General features: G+C 56.5%; 14 protein-coding genes and 3 tRNA genes. 5 read left to right on the top strand and 12 right to left on the bottom strand.

Annotation, left to right across the window (positions count from 1 at the left end; genetic code table 11):
- Nucleotides 1-46: 46 nt before the first annotated feature.
- The 8 genes from nusG to CLAC_RS13115 all read right to left on the bottom strand — a co-directional run bounded on the left by nusG (nt 47) and on the right by CLAC_RS13115 (nt 3,323).
- Nucleotides 47-913 carry a transcription termination/antitermination protein NusG gene (nusG, locus tag CLAC_RS01775; RefSeq protein ID WP_053411438.1) on the bottom strand — a complete coding sequence of 289 codons (867 nt, stop codon included), beginning with the start codon at nt 911-913 and terminating at the stop codon, nt 47-49.
- A 243-nt stretch (nt 914-1,156) separates the two neighbouring features.
- A complete protein-coding gene (gene secE, locus CLAC_RS01770) occupies nt 1,157-1,465 on the bottom strand; it encodes a preprotein translocase subunit SecE (RefSeq protein ID WP_053413192.1) in 309 nt (102 codons plus the stop codon).
- A 170-nt stretch (nt 1,466-1,635) separates the two neighbouring features.
- Nucleotides 1,636-1,708, bottom strand: a tRNA-Trp gene (locus tag CLAC_RS01765).
- Between the two features lie 83 nt (nt 1,709-1,791).
- Nucleotides 1,792-1,865: transfer RNA gene (locus CLAC_RS01760), tRNA-Met, on the bottom strand.
- 40 nt (nt 1,866-1,905) lie between these two features.
- Nucleotides 1,906-1,978 (bottom strand) — tRNA-Thr (locus CLAC_RS01755).
- 216 nt (nt 1,979-2,194) lie between these two features.
- Entirely contained in the window at nt 2,195-2,437 is a 243-nt protein-coding gene (locus CLAC_RS13125; RefSeq protein ID WP_245621936.1) for an IS3 family transposase, read from the bottom strand.
- A gap of 198 nt (nt 2,438-2,635) precedes the next feature.
- Complete coding sequence (locus CLAC_RS13120) at nt 2,636-3,043, bottom strand: IS3 family transposase (RefSeq protein ID WP_245621935.1); 408 nt, start codon at nt 3,041-3,043, stop codon at nt 2,636-2,638.
- A gap of 52 nt (nt 3,044-3,095) precedes the next feature.
- The gene (locus tag CLAC_RS13115) at nt 3,096-3,323 is read right to left on the bottom strand and encodes a terminase gpP N-terminus-related DNA-binding protein (protein ID WP_245622000.1); all 228 of its coding nucleotides are present in this window, start codon (nt 3,321-3,323) and stop codon (nt 3,096-3,098) included.
- A gap of 409 nt (nt 3,324-3,732) precedes the next feature.
- Here CLAC_RS13115 and CLAC_RS01745 point away from each other — a divergent pair, with 409 nt between their 5' ends.
- The 4 genes from CLAC_RS01745 (at nt 3,733) to CLAC_RS01730 (ending at nt 7,137) form a co-directional block, all read left to right on the top strand.
- Nucleotides 3,733-3,957 (top strand): hypothetical protein, encoded by a 225-nt coding sequence (locus tag CLAC_RS01745; protein WP_053411437.1) that lies wholly within the window; start codon nt 3,733-3,735, stop codon nt 3,955-3,957.
- Nucleotides 3,958-4,262: 305 nt separating this feature from the next.
- On the top strand, nt 4,263-5,213 hold the full coding sequence (locus tag CLAC_RS01740; RefSeq protein ID WP_082313480.1) for a FecCD family ABC transporter permease: 951 nt from the start codon (nt 4,263-4,265) through the stop codon (nt 5,211-5,213).
- Complete coding sequence (locus tag CLAC_RS01735; protein ID WP_053411435.1) at nt 5,210-6,307, top strand: FecCD family ABC transporter permease; 1,098 nt, start codon at nt 5,210-5,212, stop codon at nt 6,305-6,307. The genes CLAC_RS01740 and CLAC_RS01735 overlap by 4 nt, the downstream gene beginning before the upstream one ends.
- A 65-nt stretch (nt 6,308-6,372) precedes the next feature.
- Complete coding sequence (locus CLAC_RS01730; RefSeq protein WP_053413191.1) at nt 6,373-7,137, top strand: ABC transporter ATP-binding protein; 765 nt, start codon at nt 6,373-6,375, stop codon at nt 7,135-7,137.
- A 132-nt stretch (nt 7,138-7,269) separates the two neighbouring features.
- On the opposite strand, the gene CLAC_RS01725 is transcribed toward CLAC_RS01730, so the two are convergent.
- Together CLAC_RS01725 and CLAC_RS12220 are read right to left on the bottom strand one after the other, a co-directional pair.
- Nucleotides 7,270-8,286, bottom strand: a complete 1,017-nt coding sequence (locus CLAC_RS01725; protein WP_053411434.1) for an iron-siderophore ABC transporter substrate-binding protein — start codon at nt 8,284-8,286, stop codon at nt 7,270-7,272.
- A 65-nt stretch (nt 8,287-8,351) separates the two neighbouring features.
- On the bottom strand, nt 8,352-9,296 hold the full coding sequence (locus CLAC_RS12220; protein WP_082313003.1) for a methionyl-tRNA formyltransferase: 945 nt from the start codon (nt 9,294-9,296) through the stop codon (nt 8,352-8,354).
- Nucleotides 9,297-9,352: 56 nt separating this feature from the next.
- Here CLAC_RS12220 and CLAC_RS12215 point away from each other — a divergent pair, with 56 nt between their 5' ends.
- Nucleotides 9,353-10,360 (top strand): alpha/beta hydrolase-fold protein, encoded by a 1,008-nt coding sequence (locus CLAC_RS12215; RefSeq protein ID WP_082313001.1) that lies wholly within the window; start codon nt 9,353-9,355, stop codon nt 10,358-10,360.
- Nucleotides 10,361-10,375: 15 nt separating this feature from the next.
- Here CLAC_RS12215 and CLAC_RS01705 read toward each other — a convergent pair whose 3' ends face one another.
- A complete protein-coding gene (locus tag CLAC_RS01705) occupies nt 10,376-21,937 on the bottom strand; it encodes a non-ribosomal peptide synthetase (protein ID WP_245621934.1) in 11,562 nt (3,853 codons plus the stop codon).
- A 99-nt stretch (nt 21,938-22,036) separates the two neighbouring features.
- A complete protein-coding gene (locus CLAC_RS01700; protein WP_053411430.1) occupies nt 22,037-23,416 on the bottom strand; it encodes a lysine N(6)-hydroxylase/L-ornithine N(5)-oxygenase family protein in 1,380 nt (459 codons plus the stop codon).
- Nucleotides 23,417-23,506 lie beyond the last annotated feature (90 nt).

Genomic DNA, 23,506 nt, shown 5'->3' with positions numbered 1-23,506 from the left:
TCACGTCCGGGCCCGTGGCCGTTGGCAAGCGAAAGGGCGCAAAAGCCTAGTTGAGCTTCTCGACCTCATCGATACCCAGCTCGACCGGGGTCTCGCGGCCGAAGATGGACACGAGCGCCTTCATGCGGCCGGTCTCCGGGTCAATCTCGGAGATGGTCGCGGCGACGGATGCGAACGGGCCGGAGAGGATGGTGACGGACTCGCCGACCTCGTAGTCGACGGCGACCGACTGCTTTTCGGCCTTCGGAGCTGCCGCAACAGCGAGCTCGCCGTCAGTCTGAGCGGTCTCACCGTTGTCGGCCGTGACGACCTCCTTCGGCATCAGGAACTTAGCGACCTCGCGGATCTTCACCTTGGAGGGCTGGCCCTCGCTACCGACGAAGGAGGTCACGCCCGGGGTGTCGCGAACGACGGACCAGGACGGGTCGTCGAGGCTCATGCGAACCAGCACGTAGCCCGGGAGCAGCTTGCGCTTGACAATCTTCTTCTTGCCGTCGTCCTTGCGCTCCTCGACCTCCTCGACCGGGACGATGACCTCGTGGATCTGCTCGTCCACACCCATGGTCTGGGCGCGCATCTCAAGGTTGGTCTTCACCTTGTTCTCGTAGCCCGAGTAGCACTGGATGATGTACCAATCGCCCGGACGGCGCTTCAGTTCGCGCTGGAACTCGCGCAGGCGCTTGCGGTAGTCCGCGTCAGCGTCGGCCGCGGCCTGAGCCTCAGCGTCGGTGGTCGCGTCGGCAGCGGTGGTGTCGGTTGCTTCAATAGCGACCTCTGCTGCGTCTGCTGCCGGGACATCAGCGACTTCGGTCGCGGTTGCGTCGGCGGTTGCGTCTGCGTTTGCGTCGGCGGCAGCAGCAAGGTCTGCCTGCGGCTCCTGAGCATCGGAGAAAATGTTCTGTGCGTCGTTCATTCTGTGCTAACCCCTCTTTGTTGAGAACTCTTAGGACCCGGGGCGGACGGGCCTGCAACGAATAATCCCGCCTTCCGTAACCCGGAGGCGGGATGAATAGCATCACTGACAAGTCAGTATAACCGATGCGAGAAAAAACGTGTCCACACGTAGCCGCCGAAGCGTTGTTAGGGGACCCGTTAAGGGCTTCGTCGGCAAGCAAAAGAGCTATTCCAGAAGCTCTTTTGCGGCACCGAAAACTGGCTAGGAGCCGAGCACCTGCTGGATGCCGAGACCAGCCAGGGTATCGACACCCCAGACCAGCACAACCATGACAATCAGGAACAGAATCACGACGATGCTGTAGGTGACCATCTGACGGGAAGTCGGCCAAATAACCTTTCGGAGCTCCTCGCCGACCTGCTTCAGGAAAATCAGCGGGTTCCGGGTGGACATCTCCCCCGTGTCCTTGGAACGAGCAGGCTTGGCCTTAACCGGGGCCTGAGCGCCGGTAGCCTGACGCTTACCCGTCGGACGAGCAGCCGCTGGGACGGTGTGCTTTTCCTCAGCCACGATTCTCCTCTTGAAATAAAAAATGAAAATCGGCAAAAGCTCCACGGGCTCTATCCGCAGTGGCTTTGACCGAAGTACAAGTCTATCTGAGTGTACACGCTATCAAAAAGAAAACCCGCCACCCGGCAAAGGCCTTGCTATAAGACCTCCGACCAGATGGCGGGTGCTTGCAGGGGCGACAGGACTCGAACCTGCAACCTGCGGTTTTGGAGACCGCTGCTCTACCAATTGAGCCACGCCCCTTCACTGCCGACCATTAGCCGACAATGCCCCACCTTATCGCATCAAATGCAGTTAAGGCGGGAAAACGAACTGATAGTCCGCAGTAGCGATGGGGGGGATCGAACCCCCGACCTCACGATTATGAGTCGTGCGCTCTCACCATCTGAGCTACATCGCCCCTATTCCCCATCCGGAAAAATGACCGGATAAAAGAACAGAGCCCCCTGACAGAATCGAACTGTCGACCTTTTCCTTACCATGGAAACGCTCTGCCGACTGAGCTAAGGGGGCATCAGCATCCTTCAAGACCAGTAGAACCAACCATAGGTTGTTTCCCTGTGCTCTCCGTGAAGCCTTGGATAGATTAACCTGAATACACAGATGAACACAACTCTGCAGGTGGCAGGACGTTTTCGCATTGGTTTTTGGGTGCGCTTTGGGGGTTTGCGTGGCGTTTAGGGTTAAGCGACAGGAGGGGATGCGGACGTTTTTTAGACAGTTTCAATCTCACGCTACATTGACTTTTCGGTATTCGACAATGCTCAAACCATCGAGGCTGATCTTGATTCGGTGATCGTTGTAGAACTCAATGTATGTCGCGATTGCTTCTTTGAGCTCTTGGGGGTTCTGCCAGGTTCTGCCGTAGTACATTTCGTTTTTCATTCGGCCGAAGAACCCCTCGCATGCTGCATTGCCGGGGCTACAACCCTTCTTCGACATCGAGCGAGGTATTCCGAACTTCTCGGTCATACTTCGCCAGCTGCTGCCTCGATAATGTGCTCCGCGGTCTGAGTGAATCACCAAGGAGCCATCCATTGCCGGCTTTTCGGTTGCGATTGCTGCGTACAAGGTTTCTTCTGCTCACTCCATGGTGGGATGAACACTTGTTTTTGCTGCCACGACCTTGCCGTCAAAACAGTCGATGATGGCAGACAGGTACACGCGACCTTAGTTAGTAGCGAAAACACTGATGTCAGTCAGCCACAACCGATTTGGATGCTCAGCATGAAAATTGCGGTTGCCCAGGTTAGGTGGTGCAGGAGAAATTTCCCCTTGATAGCTGGAGTAACGCCACTTTCGTTTCGGCAACCAGGGACGAATTCCCTCTTCGGGCATGAGACGGCGGACGACCTTCTCACTGATAACGAGCCCACGATGGCGCAGTTCCCACCAAAGTCGGCCATAGCCGTAGGTGTTATTCGACTCAGAACTAATCTCATGAAGCATTTCGCGGATATGCGCGTGCGTATCCGGAGCAAATCGCTGTTGGAGTTGGTAGTAGAAGCTTGATGCCGCAAGATCAATAGCAGCAAGCAGCATAGATAACGGAAACTCGCCGCGTAACGCGTCAACCACTTCAGCCTTGTGCTTATTGCTGAGCTGACCCGGGATGACGCTGACGTCTTTTTTACAAGCTCGAGCTCCTTTTCCAAAACAGCCTTGTCAACGAGCAGTTGCGCCATGTGCTTTTCAATTCTGCAGGATCATCGGCTAATGATTTCTCGAATGCTGCTCGGGTGGGCATGCGAGTGTGCTCTTTGCGTTCTCTGTTCGACATCAAACCCCATTTTCCCTCTTCACAGTGGCGTTGTGCCCAAGAATAGACACTCATCTTTGAGCGCAGCCCGCATTCCACAGCAATGTCAGCTGGCCTCCAACCAGCGTTGAAGAGCTCAACAGCACGAAGCTTGACCTCAAACGGGTAGCGGGTCAATGTATTTGACTGTTTGCGGGGGTCGACCAGGTTTGGCGGGTTCACGCAACCATTTGTACAGCGTCCATCGCCCTGGATAACCAAGTTCACGGACGGCCTTGGTCACCGATTGAGTGCGCTTGTAAACCTGCAGAGCTCTGCGTCGCTGCTCCTTGGTGTATGAGCGGTTCATGATGGAATCCTCCAAGATTCCGTCCGCATCCCCTTCTGTCGTTTAACCCTTAAGTTATCCCCCGACCCCGAAATCAACACCATCGCTTGACCACATAAGCCGCCGATCCTCACCCACATTCAGCGCGTAGCTGAAAGATCGACACGAAGGATTCCGCTTATGAAGCTCAAGAAGTCCGTGCTGGCTCTGTCCACCGCCACCGCCGTCACCATCTCCGGCATCGCCGTCGCCGGCACAGAGGAGATGAAGTCCGTCACCACGAACCACAACGACAAGGGCGACAAGGGCTCGTCCAGCGATATCGCCCCCGAGGAGCCCCGCCGACCAGAAGTAAGTTTCCATCTCATAGGCGGAGCCTGTGCCACAGCAGAAGCCCCCCGCTGAAGCCACTCCCCGAATATCGCAACATGCACAGCATCCATCACATGGAGAGAAAAACTTTGATTAGCGTTACCTTATTCATATAAGCTAACACTCGTCGCCACCATTGCAACCGATCCAGATCGGCACCACAAGGCGCACAGGCCGATCTCCTGCAACAGCTCTTCGCTACTCGGCCCGGCCCCAAGGAGGAATCCATAGCTTCCCTCATCCACCCCCCTCGATTCCGTACCCGTTTCCCTTCAAGGCGCCTTGTAAGCTTTGTGGCACTTGCCATACTGCTCTGCGCCAGCACGATCCTGAGCGTCATGATCGGATCTCGGCCCATCCCCACGGCAGAAGTCGCCTCAGTCTTCCAAAACCTCTCCACCGTTTTCACGCATACTGACGCCTTAAACGTGAATCAGAGAATCATCGTCGAACTGCGCATTCCCCGGACTCTGCTTGGTCTTGTTGCTGGAGCCGCACTGGGCATATCGGGCGCATTGATTCAAGGACACACACGCAATCCTCTCGCCGACACAGGAATCTTAGGCATTAATTACGGAGCAGCCCTCGCTGTTGTCATCAGTTTTAGCCTGTTTAGCGTCACCTCCGCGTGGGCCACAAGCCTGTGGGCATTTATTGGCGCCATCATCGCGACAATGGCGGTATTCGGACTCGCATCTGTCGGCGGTGGCTTCTCGACCCCACTAACCCTCGTGCTTGGTGGCGCCGCTCTGTCAGCTGTCCTCAGTGCCATCATCAGCGGAATCATTCTCACGAATGACGCGAGCCTGGATCACATGCGCTTCTGGACAATCGGCTCCATAGCGGGCCGCGATCTCTCTGTTTTCTTGGGTGTTCTCCCCTTTATCGCTGTAGGCATCATTGCTGCGTGCGCTACTGCACCACAGCTCAACCTCCTCAACCTTGGCGATGACATCGCCGCGGGACTGGGAGTCAATACTCAGCGTGCCCGTCTTGTAGGCATGGCCCTCATCGCCCTTCTGGCCGGCGCAGCAACCGCAGCCGCCGGTCCGATTACCTTCATTGGGCTTACCGTTCCACACATCGTTCGTGCCTTCACCGGACCCGACTATCGGTGGATTATCCCCTTTTCTGCTCTGTCTGGGGCAATCATGTTGTTGACCGCCGACATCGTGGGGCGTATCATCGCCCGCCCCGGGGAGCTGCAAGTGGGCATCGTGCTCGCCTTCGTGGGCGCCCCATTCTTTATGGCCCTTGTTTATCGACGCCGGATGGTGTCCATCTCATGAGTACCTCATTTACCCGCACCTCTCAGGCTGTGGTTCCCGGCCGTCCACAATTCCGCGTGGGCCCTTTCACCTGCGTATGGCGACCACGCGCATTGTGCGTGTCACTGCTATTACTCACATCAATTGCCGTGCTCGGGACTTTTTCCATCGGATTAGGCGAATTCCCAATTTCGGCTCCCCGCGTGCTCGAGGTCATTTTCACAGACCACGGGTCCCGCATCGAACGGCTCGTAGTGTGGGAGTGGCGCATGCCACGGACGGTGACCGCGATTGCAGTCGGCTGCGCGCTAGGCCTCTCGGGTGCGCTCACTCAGTCCGTCACCCGAAATGCATTAGCCAGCCCAGATATTCTAGGTTTCACTGCCGGCGCATCCGCAGCGGCCGTCACCGTCATAACACTAGGATCCGGCGCCACCGGTTTTCTAGCATGGCTGAGCGGCATTGGAATACCCTTAGCAGCCCTTTTTGGTGCGATCATCACAGCTGCAGTCATGTGGATGCTGACGTGGAAGCACGCGACTGATTCCTTCCGCCTCGTTCTCTTCGGCCTCATTATCTCTGCCATCTTGACGTCATATATGAACTTCTTGATGATCCGTGCAGACTTGCGAGATGCCTCCACTGCTCAGCTCTGGCTCACAGGATCACTTGCCTCCGCGCAATGGTCGAAAACCTGGCCCGTCGTTGTGACCGTGCTCCTGTTGGCCCCACCTCTAGCGTGGATCAGTCATCAACTCTTGGTGACAGTGTTGGGCCCCAACCTGTCCCGCGCCCTGGGGCAAAATATTCGAGGCGTACAGATCGCACTGCTTGGTACGGCAGTCGCTCTTGCCGCCATAGCAGTGTCGGTGGCAGGCCCCATTGGATTCGTTGCTTTCGTCGCGCCCCAATTGGCCCTTCGCCTATGCGATTCCTCCGCTCCTCCCCTTCTGGCGTCCGCACTCACCGGAGCCGCTCTGTTGTTATTGGCAGACATGGCCACCCAATCGCTCTTACCAGTTGAACTACCCGTAGGCATTCTCACTTCTGCTATCGGCGGAGCGTTCCTTATCTATCTACTTATTCAACGCAATCGAAAGAACTCAATCCAATGAGCCATCTACTCCACACCGATAAACCCAATGTCAACACGGCACCATCTCTGCTTCCACACCCCAGCATGACTGCCCGCGGACTGATAGTGGGATATGAGGAACGCACTGTCATTGACAATCTCGACGTAGACCTCCTCGTCGGAGAGATAACGACCATTATCGGAGCAAACGGTAGTGGTAAGTCAACACTACTTAGGGCAATGTCTCAGCTCATCCCCAAAAGGGCTGGCGAGGTCTACGTCAATGGCACCAACATTTCCACGATGAAGCGCAAAGATATCGCGCAAACCATCGGTATCCTCCCCCAGACTCCGCTAGCCCCAGAGGGTATTAGAGTCGCAGATCTCGTTTCCAGAGGCCGTCACCCTCACCAATCATGGATGCGCCAATGGTCCTCCACGGATGAGCATGAGGTTCGCCAGGCACTTGAGCTCACCGGCTCTTTGGAACTGGCGGAACGCACTTTGGATTCCTTGTCCGGAGGTCAGCGGCAACGCGTGTGGATTTCGATGGTTTTGGCTCAAAACACAGATATCCTCTTCCTCGACGAACCCACTACCTACCTTGATCTGGCAACGTCAGTAGAGATTTTGGAGCTCGTCCAGAAGTTGCGTCGAAAATTGAACCGAACCGTCGCGATGGTGCTTCACGATCTCAACTTGGCAATCCGCTACAGCGACAACCTCATCGTGATGAAAAATGGTGAAATTCTGGCCAGTGGACATCCGGTGGACGTGATTTCTCCTAAAATCCTGCACGAGGCTTTTGCTCTCAACGCCTTGGTCATCACCGACCCAGTTACTGGCGGCCCCTTGGTCGTCCCCCATTAACCCTTTGAATGAGGGAAGATAAGCACAGGTAGACATGTTTAAAAGAAAGAGGGTGGCTCATTGCCACCCTCTCAATGTCTTTTCCAGAGTTAGCCTCAGACCATCGTCTAGAGCTAGCCTCAGGAACGCACGCTAGCGTGTGGCGTCCGCCAAAGGCTTCTCGATGTTATCCAGCACATAATCCAAGCTGAGAACTGTCTGCCATCCGAAGGCCTTTTCCAAGTCCTTTTCTAGGTAGACACTCGCTCCGCCCTTGACAGCGCGGAGCTTGGATACAATCGGATCCTCGGTCACGGAAGCCTTGCCCTTCTTCGGGGAATAGGACAACTGATCCCAGATCAGAACATCTGAATCCACGAGGTCAGCGTTCTCCTTCGACACCTCACCGTAGAACTTACCCTTCGTGATGCCGGCATATGCTGGGTTGATCTTGAAGCCCAGCTGCGTGAAGAAACGACTCCGTGGATCGCCTTCAGAGAAAACGGCCAGCTTTTCCTCTTCGATTGTTGCAACGCCCAGCTCTTTATTTGCCCATTCTGGGTGACGCTTCTTCAATGCGTCGAATTTGTCTTTGACTTTCTGAACCTGACGCTTGGCTTCTTCAGGCTTACCCACTGCTCGGCCAATTTGCTCTGTGGTGACATCCCACGGTTGTTGCAGTTCTTCGTATTTGCCCTGTTGGACGACAACTGGCGCAATCTTGGACAGCTTCTTGTAGGTGTCCTCGTCGATATCGGAGTACACGGCCACGATGAGGTCAGGATTGTCCTTGGCAATGGCTTCGGCGTTGACTTCCGAATCCTTGTCGATACGCGGCTGATTGCCTTCGATCTTCTTGTTTGACCAGTTTCCAGCAGCCTGGCCGTCCGGCGTCATCCCATCCCAGTACTTCACTGACACTGGAGTGACTCCCAACGCCAGCAATGCGTCCTGATCGGTGTAGCCGAGAGACACCACCCGCTTGGGCGCTTCCTTAATCTCTGTAGCGCCATACCTGTGTTCGATGGTGGTGGGGAATGCCCCTTGTTCCGCCTCAGCTGCATGAGACTCCTGTGCCTTACTGTCCTGTTCATTGCTCGAACACGCGGCAACGGTTGCGCCTAAGGTCAGCACCACAGCGGCACTAGCGATAATTTTCTTAATGGTCATTCTTTCTCCGTGAGAACGGGTGGATTTCACAGCACGCGACTATGGCTATCCACAGTGGGAAGGGGTTACACCTTAGGTTCGATATATCCTGCTCTGTGCCCGAAGAATTCAGTTGCTAGAAGCTCAGATCCGTCGTCGAGGCGAACCCGGTCAAGCACAATGGCCGGTGCAGGGGCGTATGCACGATGAGCACCGCAGACCACCGCGATTCCTCCCTCGCAAGGGACGGTCACTCGACCAGGGGCGCCCCCAAATCGGCCACGAGATACATGTGCAGCGAGGACACGAATCCGCTGGCCCCGAAACTCAAAAAATGCGTTCGGGTACGGATCTGATTGTGCTCTCACCAGCAGAGCGATATCTTCCGCAGGTTGGGTGAAATCTATGCGAGATTCCTGCTCGTCACGCTTATGGAAATAGGTGGCACGGTTGGGATCTTGAGGCTGCGCCTGAACGCGCCCTTCGGCAACATCATTCAACGCCCGCTTAACCAGTGGTTCGATGAGGTCAATGGTCTTAAGAACCAAATCTGTCGTGGTGTCCTCTGGTCCCACCGGAATCGCGTGCTGGGCAACGATAGGCCCACCATCCAGAATTTCATTCATCTCATGCACCGTGACACCAACATGGGTCTCGCGGTTCAGCAGTGCCCACAAGATAGGAGAGAATCCCGCATATTCAGGAAGCAGCCCATCATGGACATTCAGCGCACCATGCCGAGGCACGCTAAAAATCTCTGGAGGTAACCAAGTTCGCCAGTTATTCGCCACGATGATGTCTGGAGCGGCAGTCCGCAATGCGTCGATAACGTCATCTCCCACCCGCTCAGTAACACAGACTGGGAGACCGTTTTCTATGGCGAGTTCCTCAACCGAGTCAGCCCACATTTGCTCGTAGGGATGATCGCTTGTCGGATGCGTAACTACTAGAACCACTTGATGACCAGCATTGATAACCGCAGACAGTGTCCGATGTCCCCATGACTGAAAGCCAAAAACAGCAACTCGCATGTCGGAAATGTTAGCTTAGTCTTACCTATGTCGTCAACGATGAAAGTAAGCTTCCTGTGCCTCGAAACAACGACGCAACCACCGTTCACCATCTGTCCGTACCACCCCATGCCAGCTCCGTAGTTTTTGTGGACCCCTACCGAGCCGATATTCCCCTGTGCCCCTCAGAATCCACCGTAGAGGTACACGTCCCCGAAGACGTTGAAGTCACCTACGGATTCCACCTTGATGACCGCGCGATTCCAGATCCACACAACCACGACGGGGCAGGTCCCCATTCCAGCATTCTCTCTGCTGATAGCGTCAATCGAGATCTCTGGCCATCTCGCCCCTCACACGCCATCGCCGAACTCCCAGGCCGCCGCCTGCGCTTGGAGCAAAGCATCTTCCACAGGCGCTGTACTGCCCGTTTCGACGATCGTGCCGCAGAAATCACCGCTGTGTTCCTCGACGGCGATGACTGGATTCATCTTCACGACCTCACCACCGCACTAGACCTTGCCGTACACTCAGGCTCGCTACCCGAAATCAATCGACTCTTTCTGCCCGCCGCCAAAAACCGACGCGAAGAATACATCTCCGAACACTGCGCCCACGCCCTCGCCACGCAAATACCTCAGGTCATCGGAAACAGCGAAATGATCATCGTAGGCCAGAGCCTCGGCGGCTTGGCCGCCCTCCGAGCCGGCATTCTTTCTGCAGAAGAACAACCATCCGCCGTCCGGGGTGTCCTCGCCCAATCCCCCGCGGTGTGGTGGTCAGCAGATCAACCGGAGACAGACCTCACCAAAGGCCCCGCCGGCGGTTCGGTAGCCGCAGCCCTAAGGGAACAAAGACTCTGTGACCCCGGCCAGGAATCGACCTCCCACGTATCCCCTCAGCGGCCACGCATCATCGTCACTGCTGGAGCCGAGGAGCCCCTCATGCATCGTCATGTAGACACCGTTGCAACCGAACTCACCCGCAGCGGTTTTCACACATCCAACCTTCGCACGCCGGGAGGGCACGATCCAGCGACGTGGAGACACCACATTATCCCTTCACTCCGCGAACTTATGGGCTAGAGGAGAATCCCGCAATCAAGACTGCACACCTCCTTCCACACGCTTCGCGACGCGCTCGACGGTTCTCAGTGCATAGAACTCACGCACTCCCACAGACACGCCCCATTCTCCGCGAAGCAAAGCGCAGAGCTTAATCACCGCCATGGAATGCCCGCCGAGGTCAAAGTAGTCAACATCCGCGGGCACTTCTTCCGGCTCAATATCCAGAGACTCCGCGAACAGTTCTGCCACCACTGCTTCAACCTCGCCGACAGGTTCACGTCCCTGTTCTGCAATACGATCGCCGGACCCGAGCGCAGCGAAGTCCGCCTTGCCGTTGGATGTCATTGGGATTTCTTCCACAATCGACCATCGCTCCGGAATCATATAGCTCGGGAGTTCTTCCCGCAGTGCCATTCGGATGGCGGTAAGGAAACCCTTTTTCGTCGTCGGATTCGAACCACACACGCTCGGGGCGACGACATGGCACGCCAAAGCGGTGCTGCCGGACACGTCAACGGAACCCGTCACACATTGGAGAATTCTAGAGTCTGCGCTCCGCATCACGGCAGCCGAGACATCACCTGGGTCCACTCGGTGGCCGCGAATCTTCACTTGATCGTCACTTCTACCGAGGTATTCATAGAGACCATCTGCTCGCAACCGCACTATATCTCCGGTGCGATACATGCGCTCGCCAGGAGCTCCCCATGGACAGGCGACCATTGAGCTCGCGGTTCGTGCAGGCAGCCCGAAGTATTCACTCGCAAGGCCGCTCCCAGCTAAGTACAATTCTCCCGCCATTCCATGGGAAACCGGACGCAACCACGTATCTAACACGAACGCGGCAGTACGGTCGACGGGCTTGCCAATGACGGGCAAGGCGCTCTCATCGGTACCTGCTCCCAGTGCGTTGATGGTGTATTCGGTAGGACCATAAAGGTTATATCCACGTACACCTTCGGCATTGCGCAGCGCATTCCACAGGTTTTGCGAGACGGCCTCGCCGCCCAGCAGTACCACCCGCGGGCGGTGCTGGCCGGCTTGGAACATGCCCTCAGCAATCAACTGTTCGGCAACTGTTGGGGTGACATTGATAACGTCCACCTGATGTTCGTGGATTGCTTCAACCATGGACGTTGCATCGCGCCTTAAGTCTTCGGAGAAGATGCGCACTTCATGCCCCTCGGTAAGCCAGAAGAGCTCTTCCCACGACATGTCGAACGCGAAACTGATCGCATGCGCGATCCGCAGGACCTGTCCATCTCTCGCTGCTGGTGCGAAGATTTTTCGACGGTGATTGTCCAACATATTTTGCAGTCCACGATGCTGAATAACCACTCCCTTCGGTTTGCCCGTCGAACCCGATGTGTACATCAGGTAAGCATCGTCATCAGGTGTTGCTACAGGTGAGGTAAAAGCGGCTGCAGAATTCATCGTGGTGACATCGATGCAAAGCTCATCGCCCAGCCGCTCCATTCGCATCTTCGAGCCTGGATCCACCAGCACGAGCGCAGGTCGGCTGTCTTCGAGGATTGCTTGAAGGCGCCCATCCGGATGAGTGAGGTCGAGCGGAACATAGCGAACTCCCGCCCATAGAGCACCGAGAAGAGCAATGACGGAATGAGCGGAGCGCTCCACCGCGATGGCGACGGTATCGCCTCGGCTCACTTCGTGGATCCTTAGGTTTCGGACTAGATCGGAGCAACGCCCCACGACATCGCGGAAGGTCCACTGTTGGGAGCTGTCCACGATGGCCACATTCTCGGGAAAGCGCCGTGCTGTATCCGCAAGCTCGTGCACGATCGTGCGTTCAATCCCTTCACCTTGCTGCCAGGATACAATTTGCGACTGTGCGTCCGATGCCCCGATTGAACCACTGTGCACTTGCGAGCTGGGCGAAGTCAACTGGGCAAGGGGAATATCAGCCCGGTCGACGTACGCTCGAAGAATACTCGTCACTGTCTCCAATACTGATGCTGCGAGGTCTTCATCGACAAGATCCTGACGAAACTCCAACTTGATACCCAAATGTGTTCCAGGAGTAAACACCCACGTCAAGGGGAAGTGTGTGGAGTCTTCAGCGCGTTCTCGCACCACGCCATGTCGCGAACGCAGTTCGGCAGCCGCATCAAGGTCGAGAAAATTCTGCACCACGACCATCGAGTCGAATAGCGCTTCCACGCCTAATTGTTTCTGAATGGCACCCAGATCCGCGGCATCGTGTTCCATATCCTCGATACGCTGGATATGAACATCGTTGACCAACTGCTCCAATGTGTGTTCGGGACGTGTGGTGACCCGAATCGGCACTGTGTTGAGTAGCACTCCCACCACATCTGATGCTGCTGAGTCCTTCAACGCATCGCGTCCGCTCACGGATTGACCAAACACAACGTCTGGGTCGCCTGTGGCCTGGCCGAGAGCCACAGCAACGGCGGCGTTAACGACCGAGGTTAAAGTCACCCCGCACGTTCGGATCGTGCTACTGAGTGCGTCAGTCATGTCTTCATCGAGTTCAGCAAAAAGTTGTCGCGGCAACTCACACACTGACGGCTCGAGGGGCAGCGCAGCAGCGCGAGGAGCGATGATCGTGGGCTGGGACAAGGTCCTCAATCGCTGTGCCCAATAGTGGCTATCGGTCTGCTCCTTGGTTTCATCAACGGTGTCCTGCAGGACATCCACAATGTTTGGCTGAGCAGCCACGACTTCGTTGTTTTCTCTGCTTCCTTCCGGCCCAGACCGCGCGGTCAACCTTTCCAGGAAGGTACGCAACATCGTTGTTCTCGACCAGCCATCAACCAGGATCAAGTGATAGGTAAGTAGCAGCGTATCGCCCTGTTGCTCGCCGGTGGCGGGAATAATCTTCGCTTTCGCCAAAGGCGCACGGGTGAGGTCCACACCTGCGCGGCGATCTGCGTACATGATGGTTTCTACATCGCCCTCAATCACCTCGACGGGCAGATTTATTCCGCGCCCGGACCACGGCAATGTTTGCTCCGGAAGGCCGGAATAATTGGTGCGGAAGGACGCTCCCATGGCCGGATGCACCGTGACTGTATCTTGGAACGCCTCTACCACGGCGTCCGCGTCCAGCTTTCGGTTGAACGTCAACATTGTTTGCGCCACATAGGCACCGGGGGAAGAGACTGAAGACTGGAACCATATTCCGCGTTGCAACACGCTCAGTGGAGCCTTTCGCCCCGTTGTGATCTCCGCGTGGCTGACGAGCTCACACAATTCTTGGGCCACGTCGTTGATAGCAGCCTCCAGGCATGCCGCCGAGATCAATGATCCGATCACCGCTAGGTCCATGTGCAACTGCTGGTCGCTGGCCCACACGTCGGTTTCCACGAGGTAGTTCGTCCATGTGCATGCAGGATCCCGAGGAACGCTGAGGACCGTATCTGTCTCTCCACGCCCAAGGTAGTTGACCAGGATTTGTGCTCCTCGCGAGTGCAATTCTGCGCCCTGAGGGTGGGTGTAACGAATCCCTTGATAGGTGCGGCGATCCGGTGCCTTGCCTTGTTCATGGTTCCTTCGCATCTCAGCAGCAACACGCGCCGCATGCGCTACATCGGTAAGAGGAAGCGTCACGGGAGAAATCGTGGTGAACCAACCGATGGTTCGAGCACAATCCCGATCCTCCGGACGACCATGCCCCTCCACATCAACGGCCCACAGTGGCACATCATCATCGCTAGGCAGGTTGATACCCATGATGCGTGCGACGGCAACGGTGACGACAGCAGTGACGAGATCTTGCACTTCCACGCCCATGACAGCAGGCGCAATATCCTGCATGATTCTCGCCGTGTTACCTCCAATTGTCACCGTTGTTGTCTCAACGAGATCCGCGCTCCACTGATTCACTCCTTCAACTGGACGTGGGACGGACGCCACCGCGGTCCAATGGTCGAGATCTGGAGAAGACACAGCGTGTGCGTCGATAAGCTCACGCTGCGTAAGAGCTCTATAGCTGAACTTCTCACGCAAAACTTTCCGCCCAGCTACCGCATCTCGCAGATCATCTTCCACAATGATCCAACTAGCGCTGTCAATGACAGCATGATGTGCAACAGCCTTCACATAGCCATCCACGCATCCCAGAACGAGAGTGCGACCACGCTCTAAATCAATGTGCTCAATCAACGTGTCGATGCTCAGGGTGGGAAGCACCAGCGGACCTACTTCCTCTCCTTGCTTGTGTACGGAGGAATCTGCAGGTTCTGGAATGACAAAGCGGGCGCTCGCACGCTGTGCTTCTGCTTGTTCAGCTGCACGATGCGTCTCCACTTGAGCCCGAAGTATGGGGTGAGCTTCAGCCACCAGCTGCACAGCCTGCCGGAGTTGCTCCACGCCCACCGGCCCCAGATCTAGCCGATGAGCCTGAACAAAACGATCGCTCATTCCCAAACCCAATTGCCTGCGCAGCATCGCCGAAGCGGGAAATGCACCAGCTTGCTCTGCCGGGTCGGTACTCTTTTGATAGGCAATATTCATTTGCTCGTCGGTATTCGTGTGATTCTGCTTATTCACCGAACGCACCCGTTCGCCGAGCTTGGCTTCCACACGTTCGGCGATCAACCGTGGTGTACGCCCGAGAAAGAAGTCCCGTGGGGTCACGCTTAATTCCGCCCGCGCCAACACATGAGTAACGCGAATCGCAAGGATGCTGTCTCCACCCAAGCGGAAGAAATCTGAGTCAGCATCCACCTGCTCTGGATCGAGCCGAAGGGCTTCTGCAATTGCGCGCGCAATCATCTCCACTGTGTCCGAAGAATCTGTCTGTTTCGGCTGTTCCACGTCCTCTCCGAGGAGCTCAACAACAGCTCTGTCATCTCTCTTTCCATTAATCGTTTGCGGCATTTCAGCTCTCACTGCAAAACGTTGCGGAACCATGTATGCAGGTAACGCCTTTCGTGCTTTCGCAGCCGCTCGAGCGATCACTGCGTTGGCGTCCTCCCGAGGATCTACGATCAACAGCGCCCCCGCAACCTGGCCCTCCGGGGTCTCAACGATGACCACAGCGGCCTCACGTACGCCCGGTACTGCCTCCAACGCAGCTTCAATCTCTCCCCGCTCTACCCGGTAGCCGCGCAACTGGACCTGCCGATCCGCACGGCCCACATAATCGAGATGCCCATTGCTCAACACAGTCGCCAGATCATTGCTGCAATACATCCGACTTCCATCGCCCGTGAAAGGATCGGCAACGAAGCGCGAGGCTGTCATCCCCGGCAACCCCATATAGCCAGCAGTGACCTGCGAGCCGGACACGTAAATGATTCCCGTCTCGCCTGCTCTCACCGGCTGCAAGTTGTTGTCCAAGACATAGACTCGTAACCCATCCATTGGATGTCCGATGGGACATTTCGGCTCCCCGGTATCCACGGAACATTCATGTGCCGTGACGTGCACCGTAGTCTCCGTAATGCCGTACATGTTGATAAAGCGAATACGCGGATGCGCAGCGCAATAAGATGCTGCGGTCTTAGCCTCCAAGGATTCACCACCGAATACCACTACGCGCACAGCGGATTGAGCACCGAGGTAGGGCTCGAGCGAGGAGAAGCTCGTCGGTGTCTGACTAAGTATCGTCACCCCCTGCTCCTGCAATACACGGCCCGCATCTTCCGGAGAGCGCATTAAAGCGTAGGGCATCACCACTGCGTGCCCACCAGAGCTAAACGCGCCCCACAACTCCCACACAGAAAAATCGAATGCGAAGCTGTGGCTAATCGACCACACGTCCTGCTTCGAAAACTCCACATGGCTTCGGGCATTCTGCAACATACTCACGACGTTTGCGTGAGTGACTGCCACTCCCTTGGGGCGTCCAGTGGATCCGGACGTGTAAATCACATAGGCAATATCGTCTTCAGCGGCTCTTACGGCCACACGTTCTTTTGTGTTTCTCGACGCCACCGCGCCAGTCAACGGAACCCGTGGCTGGGATTCTTGGTGCATCGCCTCCTCAGAAGCGACTATGACTGGACAATCCACCATTTGGTCGAGCGTTTCTCGTGCAGAGGGAGTCACGATGACGGCGTCGGGCTGGCAGGAATCCACAATGAGCTCGATCCGATCCTGCGGGGACAGCGAGTCCACGGGGATAAAGGTTCCTCCAGAAAGAGCGGTGGCAACAATGGCTGCCACCTGCCAGACATCCCGGTCCAAGAGCAGGACCACACGGGGCTTGTCCACCCGAACGCGTCTTTCCAGCTCAGCAAGCAAACACTGCGCTTTGTCATCCAGCTGTTTATACGTCCACTGCTGCGCTGCACCACTATCATCCACGCAGGACAGGGCGATGCGATCATTGAAGTGCTCAGTGTTGCGTCGCCACAGGGAATCGAGGGTGAACGAGTCGGCCGCAGAAGAAGCAATGGAACCCAGCATCGTGGAAATCTCGCCCACCGTGGTCACCGACCCGGCCCTCGATAGGAGACTATCCACACTCTCGGCAAGCATCTGAGCTATCCGTTCCACACGAAGATCAGAAATCCGCTGCGGATCGTAGATCAGCCTTAGAGGATTGTCGGCAGAAGGATTCACTACAACAGACAAGGGGAAGTGTGGCACACCATTGTTTCGCACATCGGCCACAGTCAGAGGAGAACCAGGACAGTCCAGATCCTCAGCTGACAAGGGCACTTCCACCACCATGAGGGTGTCTAGCAGCTCACTGGCGTTCGTACCCATGTCGCGAGCGATATCACTCAGGCTGACATGCTGGACGTCACGTACCCGATTATTGTGCTGCATCATCGCGCGCAGCAGACTGGTGATGGGCAGCGTTGGATCAGCCTCACCCGGCGCGACGACCGGAATGGTGTTGAGCTGCATGCCTACGGCATCAGTCACTCCGGGCACGGGGATATCACGCCCCGATACTGACGTCGCAAAGACCACATCAGCTCCCGGTTCGCATCCAATGAGAGCGCGAAGGACCAGTCCCCATGCGGCATGCACCACATCGGGCACACCTACACCAGCCTCACGGGCACGCTGACTGAGCTGTGCCACCCGGGTGTCTCTGATGTCCAGCTCTCGGCGTTCCAAAGACTGTGACGCACCAGAGCACAACACTGTCGGGCGTGCATTGAACATTTCACTCCGCCAGATCCCCAGATCTTCCTCATGATCCCTGCGGGCGACCCACCGAACGCTCCCGGCGATTCCTGCCTGGGGATTGTATCGGGGAATTCGAGCATCATCGTCGCGGTAGATTTCTAAAATGTCTCGCAACATGATCGGCACGGACCAGCCATCGGCGACGAGGTGATGGACGGTTTGAATCACTGCAATGGGAGGCACACCAGATTCCTGTCCCGTGGTCTTTGGCGACACCATCGCCTGATCGACAGCATTCCCACTGGGAAGCAGGACTGTCCACCTCATCAATGGTTCAAGCAGACCATCCGCCGAAACTGGCTGCAACGCTATGCCCTGCGTTAGGTCTTCTGCAGCGATGGTCTCCGCGCGTTGCATGAGCCACTCACTGAGCTCATTTTCACCGAGGGTGTCCGGAACGGCTACGTCCACATAGTCGACGTGCATATTCTCAGCGATACCTGGGTCGATCACCGCGACCATATCTCCAGCACTTGTCTCCCATGGACGAGCGCTCAGCAAAGGGTGTCGCTGTACCAGTCGGCGAACTGCGCGAGTAAAGCGCTCCCTATCGAAAGTTTCCCTGCATTCCACATGGAGAACCTGTTGTTCCACATAGGAGCTGGCCGATTCATCAAACAATGCTTGGAAGTACATGCCGTGTTGCAGCGCAGTCAAAGGCAACACGTCCACAAGGTGCTTGGTACTCCGTGCGGTGATGTGGGCAAGGTCCTCAGCCGTGACGGGTGCAGGTTCCACATCCCCCTGCGACAACATGCGCACCTCAGACAGCGCGGCTACTTCTTGCAGTGCCGCATCCCAAGTCTCCAGCAGCTCATCGATTCTGTCTTGGGAAATTCTGCCATTAGCCCACGAGATGGTGGTGCGCAGTACGTACCCTTCATCGGTCTCTTCGGCAATCGCATTAAACTCCAGTTCCCGGACAAGCGGTTGCCGGGGATCGCGTCGTTCTCCAAGTTGTCCCGTAGTTTCCGCAGGCAAGAAGTCCCCAGCGCCAGTGGACACTCGTCCCAGATAGTTAAACAGCACCTGTGCCTGAGAATGAGTTTCCGCAGCATGGCCCAACCATGTTTGAGCTTGGTAGGGAACGCCATTGCCAGGAATGGCGTTAAGCTGGTCTTTTACTGCGTTGAGAGCGAGCGCCAGCGGAGGTGCGGAAGTATCGTGCGGCTCCTTCATGCCAGCACTGTCAAGTGCAGCGTCGGTGGGATCGATGAGTACGGGATAGAGGCAGGTAAACCAGCCGACAGTTCGTGAAAGGTCCGCTTCCCTGCCATGAGGACCTGGCACGTATCGGGTTTCACGCCCATGTCCCTCGAGTTCCACGAGGCTCCACGTCTGGCTGCTCCGGCGCCACCGCGCCAATGTCACACTCAGCGCGGTCAAGAGCACGGCATTAGCGCCGGTGCGAAATGCTTGAGGAACCTTCTGCAAGACCTCCTCGGTGGTCTGCACGGAAGTTTCATGGACGACACTGCGCTCATCCCTAACGGTCGCGGTTGTGCTAGCGCTGTCTGTCAGCGATGAAAGCTGGGGTTCGTGTAGAGGTTCGTCTACTTCAGGCAGTGTGGCGAGCGACGCGGAGGCCTGTTCTGCGAAACTCCCCCTATCCACCGCGCTTTGCAGGAGTTGTGACCATCGACGCAACGAGGTGCGCTCCGCGAGCAGCTCCTCGCCCCGGTAGGCAGCAGCAAGATCTTCACCGATAATGTCCCACGACACGCCATCAACCACGAGATGATGTGCCACAAGACGCAGCCTGCCGGGAATCAACCCCGCGACGAGCACCACGCCATGATCCGGATCCAGAAGGGACACCAACGCATCGGTATCCGTAGACCGCGCTAGGACGACTGCGCTTTCGCCCTTTGTATCAGGCAACTCTAGACGCAAGGGGTTCCGGTGTACGCGAGCTGTGAGCGCAGGGTGGGCATCCAGCACCTTGGAGATCATCTGTCGAGCCAACTGTTCATCCACGCAATCTGGAACAGCGAACTCCACAGACTGGATAAAGCCGTCGAAGTGTTGAGCTACGGAATCAAACCACCTCAGGATTGGCAATGAATCAACCTCGCCCACGGGATTATCGTCCGGGTCTTCTGCGCGTTTGCCGCGGTCTTCCGCCAAGCGGGCTAGCTGATGGGGCGTACGGGCAGTGAAAATATCCCCTACGCTCACCTCAATTCCACGCCGCCCGAGTGTTGAGAGCAACGTAATCGCTCTTAGGCTATCCCCACCGATGTCGAAGAAGTCAGTGTGAGCTCCGGAAGAGGGGATTTTCAGGGTTTCTGCCATCGCTTCTGCAATGAGCGCCACTGTCTCCCCATCGCGCTCAGCATCTGCTGGGCTGTCATTGGTCAACGTCCATGTTGGCTCTGGCAGTGCACGGCGATCGACTTTTCCGTTCACGGTCCGCGGCAGTTCGTCCAACACTGTGACGATCGCCGGCACCATGTACTCAGGCAGAAAATCAGCACACCAGTTTCTGATCGGCACAGCATCAGTGCCGAGTGCTGAGGCATCGGTGCTTGCTTTGTCCACCGTGACATAGCCGAGCAAACGGCCCTCGCGAGCGATAACACTTGCGGACTCCACTGCGGGATGACCGACGAGAGCTGATTCGACGTCCTCCAATTCCAAGCGCATCCCTCGGATTTTCACCTGGTTATCCGAACGGCCGACAAACTCCAACGATCCATCGTCTAGTCGTCGAACGAGGTCTCCTGTCCGGTACATCCGGCTTCCATCCGACGCAAACACATCAGCCACGAATCGACTGGCGGTCAGACCCGGAGCATTGATATAGCCCTCGGACAACAGGTAGCCGGCGACATAGAGCTCGCCAATTTCCTGGTGTGGAACCACTCGCAGGTTTTCGTCGAGTACATAAAGGCGACAATTCGGATTGGCCACACCGATACTTGTGTTCAGGCGGTCTTCATCACCGCGATAGATAACATGTGACACTCCGATAGTCGCTTCGGCCGGTCCATAACCGTGGTAGAGCGGAATCGCCAGCTGCCGACGAAAACGCTGAAACAGCGCTTGAGTGAGCATCTCTCCTCCGCACCACAGATGTCGCAAGCTCTCGAGGAGGTTGGTGTGCTCGGATTGCCAGAGCATGACGTCCAGAACGCTAGACACGAGGTAAGCAAATGTCACTTGCTCTTTATGTATAAGCCGGGCTAGGCGCGTGGGATCCTGTTCCACTCCAGGCTCAGCGACGACTACTCGCCCACCGCTGACCAAAGGCAGGAAGATCTCATTGATAGAAATGTCGAACGCGAGTGGGGCCTTGAAAAGCGAAGCATCGTCCTGACCGAAGACTAGGATCTGATCTCGCTGCCACAACAGACGCTCCACGATCGCACCGTGACGAATCATGGCGCCTTTGGGACGCCCGGTACTGCCCGACGTGAAGATGACATAAGCGACGTCGTCCTCAGAAGGCGGAGTGAATAGCTTCCTCGCCGACTCCACGCCTACTTCAGAGGAGTCTCCCACAACACAATTCGCCTCTGTGAGCACATATGCCAACCCGGCATCTCTGCTCACTGATTCCCTGCGAGATTCTGGCCAACTGGGGTCCAGAGGCACAAAGCTTCCACCAGCGAGAAGAACGGCAACAATGCCGACAATCATCTCTGCACTACGCGGGAGCGAAATACCGACACTCTCCCCGTCTCCGATGCCTTTGGCGCGCAGCTCCTTCGCGACCGACGTCGCGTGCGCAACAAGTTCGGAGTAGGTCAGCTTCAGATCTCCATGCACCACCGCGGGCGCCTCTGGGGTGCGCTCTGCGCGATCGAGCAGCAGGCTGATGAGATCAGGGCGGTCTCGGTCACGATCCGTTTGGTTCCACCGATACTGCTGTTCAATCCGCTCATTCTCGCTGGGGCCACCGACTGTAGCGAGACTGCGATCTGGAAATGCCAGCACATCACGCACAGTATTTTTCACGGCAGATTCGTTCAGCGCGCGCAATGAAGACTCATCCGCATGGCTCGGGAGGTTGATCTCAATATCCACGCTGATGTCACGAGTACCCGAGTCCTGAGGTTCGAGGGAACTGCGCGAGCCGCACATCTCTCCTTCAACTCGTATGCGCACTGAAGTGCGATTCCCCTCCACTCCCTCTACACATAGTTGACCGTGCTGACCTAGATCCCGGCTACCGAAACTTTCCTGCTCACGTAGGGTGAGCAATTCTAGGAAACGCTGGTCACCACGCAGTACATGCTGAACAGATTCTTGCTTCGGAGCAATGCAGTCGATGAACGCGACGTCAATGCCATCGTGGCCGACGGGATCCACTCGGCGACTCACCCAATAAAAGATTCCGAGGGCGAGCGCCAGCGCCAGGTTGTCATTTGTGGCAGCCGGCGATTCTTGGAGATAGCGGCGAAGCACGTCACTTTCATGCGTGCTCAGTTGAACATGCGTAGACAGAGGCTTGGTCACGGGGGCCCTTTCGAAGATGGGGAAATGCACGGCGAGCCCGGCAGGAGAGCCTGTTTAGGGATGACTAGAGGCTGCTCACGGCCAGGCGTGTTTTTGGCGTCATGGAAAAACTTGATCGTGGTGCCGATCCACGTGATGGTTCTCCCCACGTAGTTCCTTGGTCAGGGCATCTACGAGCTCTCCCGATCGGGTAGCGATATTCGACAACAAGGTGGACCCCAGCCCGTGGGTTGACTCGGTATTTCCTTGAACAAATAAACCAGGCACGCGCTGTCCATTGCGAGTGACGCCGTAGTCCCTCGTCACGCTGAATTCATCGCTACCGCTGTGGATGCCGTTAAGACCTCGCGAGCGAAAGCCAGTAGCGCAAACAACGACATCGAAGTTTTCCGTCACCACTTCGCCGGTGATTCGGTGCCGAATTTCGACGTCAACGCTGCCATCGGTCCGACTACGCGCGCCCAAGACCTCTGTGGCCCGGCGTAGGTCCAAGCGCTTACGCCCCGTCACGCTTTCCCGATACTGACGTTCATGCAATTCCTCGAGCAGCTCGGATTCAACGCACGCATAGTTGGTATAGCGATGACGAATCAACAGATCGCTGCGAACATCCTCTGGGGCTTCGAAGAAATCATCGACGGCAGCCGGATCAAAGACTCGGTTGGCAAAGGGACTGTCATCGGCGGGAATGAATCCGTAACTATTGAAGCTCGCGGTCACCGTACCGACGTGAGGACAATCATGGAAGTATCGAATGGTTTCTGCTGCGGATTGCCCTCCCCCGACCACGAGAACGCGGCGAAGATCCCACCCACTTTTGAGAAGTTGACGGCTTCGGGGAATCAGATCGATGTTGTGGAAGACTCGCTCAGTGTCAATGTCATCATGCTCAGCCCAGGCGGGCATTTTGCTCTCTAGACCGCGGGCAACCACAACATTCTTGCAGCGAATTGACACTTCTTGTCGCTGGCATTTTTCACCGGCATAATCCTGCAGCTTCTGCTGTGCGTGGACGATGAACCGGGCTCCGTCATCATCTGGCTCGACAAGAGCGTCAATTGAGGTCACGCTGGTGCTGTACAGCGTTTCCGCGACGATGCGATCGGCAATCCATCGCAGGTAGTCGGCAAATTCCACACGCTCTGGAGTGAAGGTTTGTCGGTTGATGAAATCAACCAGCCGACCCTTGTGATGAAGATAGTTAAGGAAGCTGAACCTGCTTTGAGGATTGCGTACGGTGACCAGATCCTTGAGAAAGCTAATCTGCATGTTGCTGCCTTTGAGGAGCATTCCGGGGTGCCATTGGAACTCTGAGTTCGCTTCTAAGAAGAGGACATCCAGTTCAGGGGCTTGCTCTTCTATGGCCACTGCGAGCCCTAGATTTCCGGGGCCAAGTCCAATCCCCACGATGTCGCGTACAGCATCTCCTTGGAAATCGCGCTCAGCATTAATCTGCGTTTGACGGGTGATGATGGTCACGTTGGCCTTTCTCTGAGTTCTGCCAACCACCTTGCTAAGGCGGGCACATATAAGGCAAGGCTAACCTACATGGAAAAGTCCAACAACCCC

Source organism: Corynebacterium lactis RW2-5 (assembly GCF_001274895.1).
GTDB classification, from domain to species: domain Bacteria; phylum Actinomycetota; class Actinomycetes; order Mycobacteriales; family Mycobacteriaceae; genus Corynebacterium; species Corynebacterium lactis.
The sequence above is the reverse complement of the archived record's forward strand: the minus strand, read 5'-3'. Positions and strand labels throughout refer to the sequence as shown.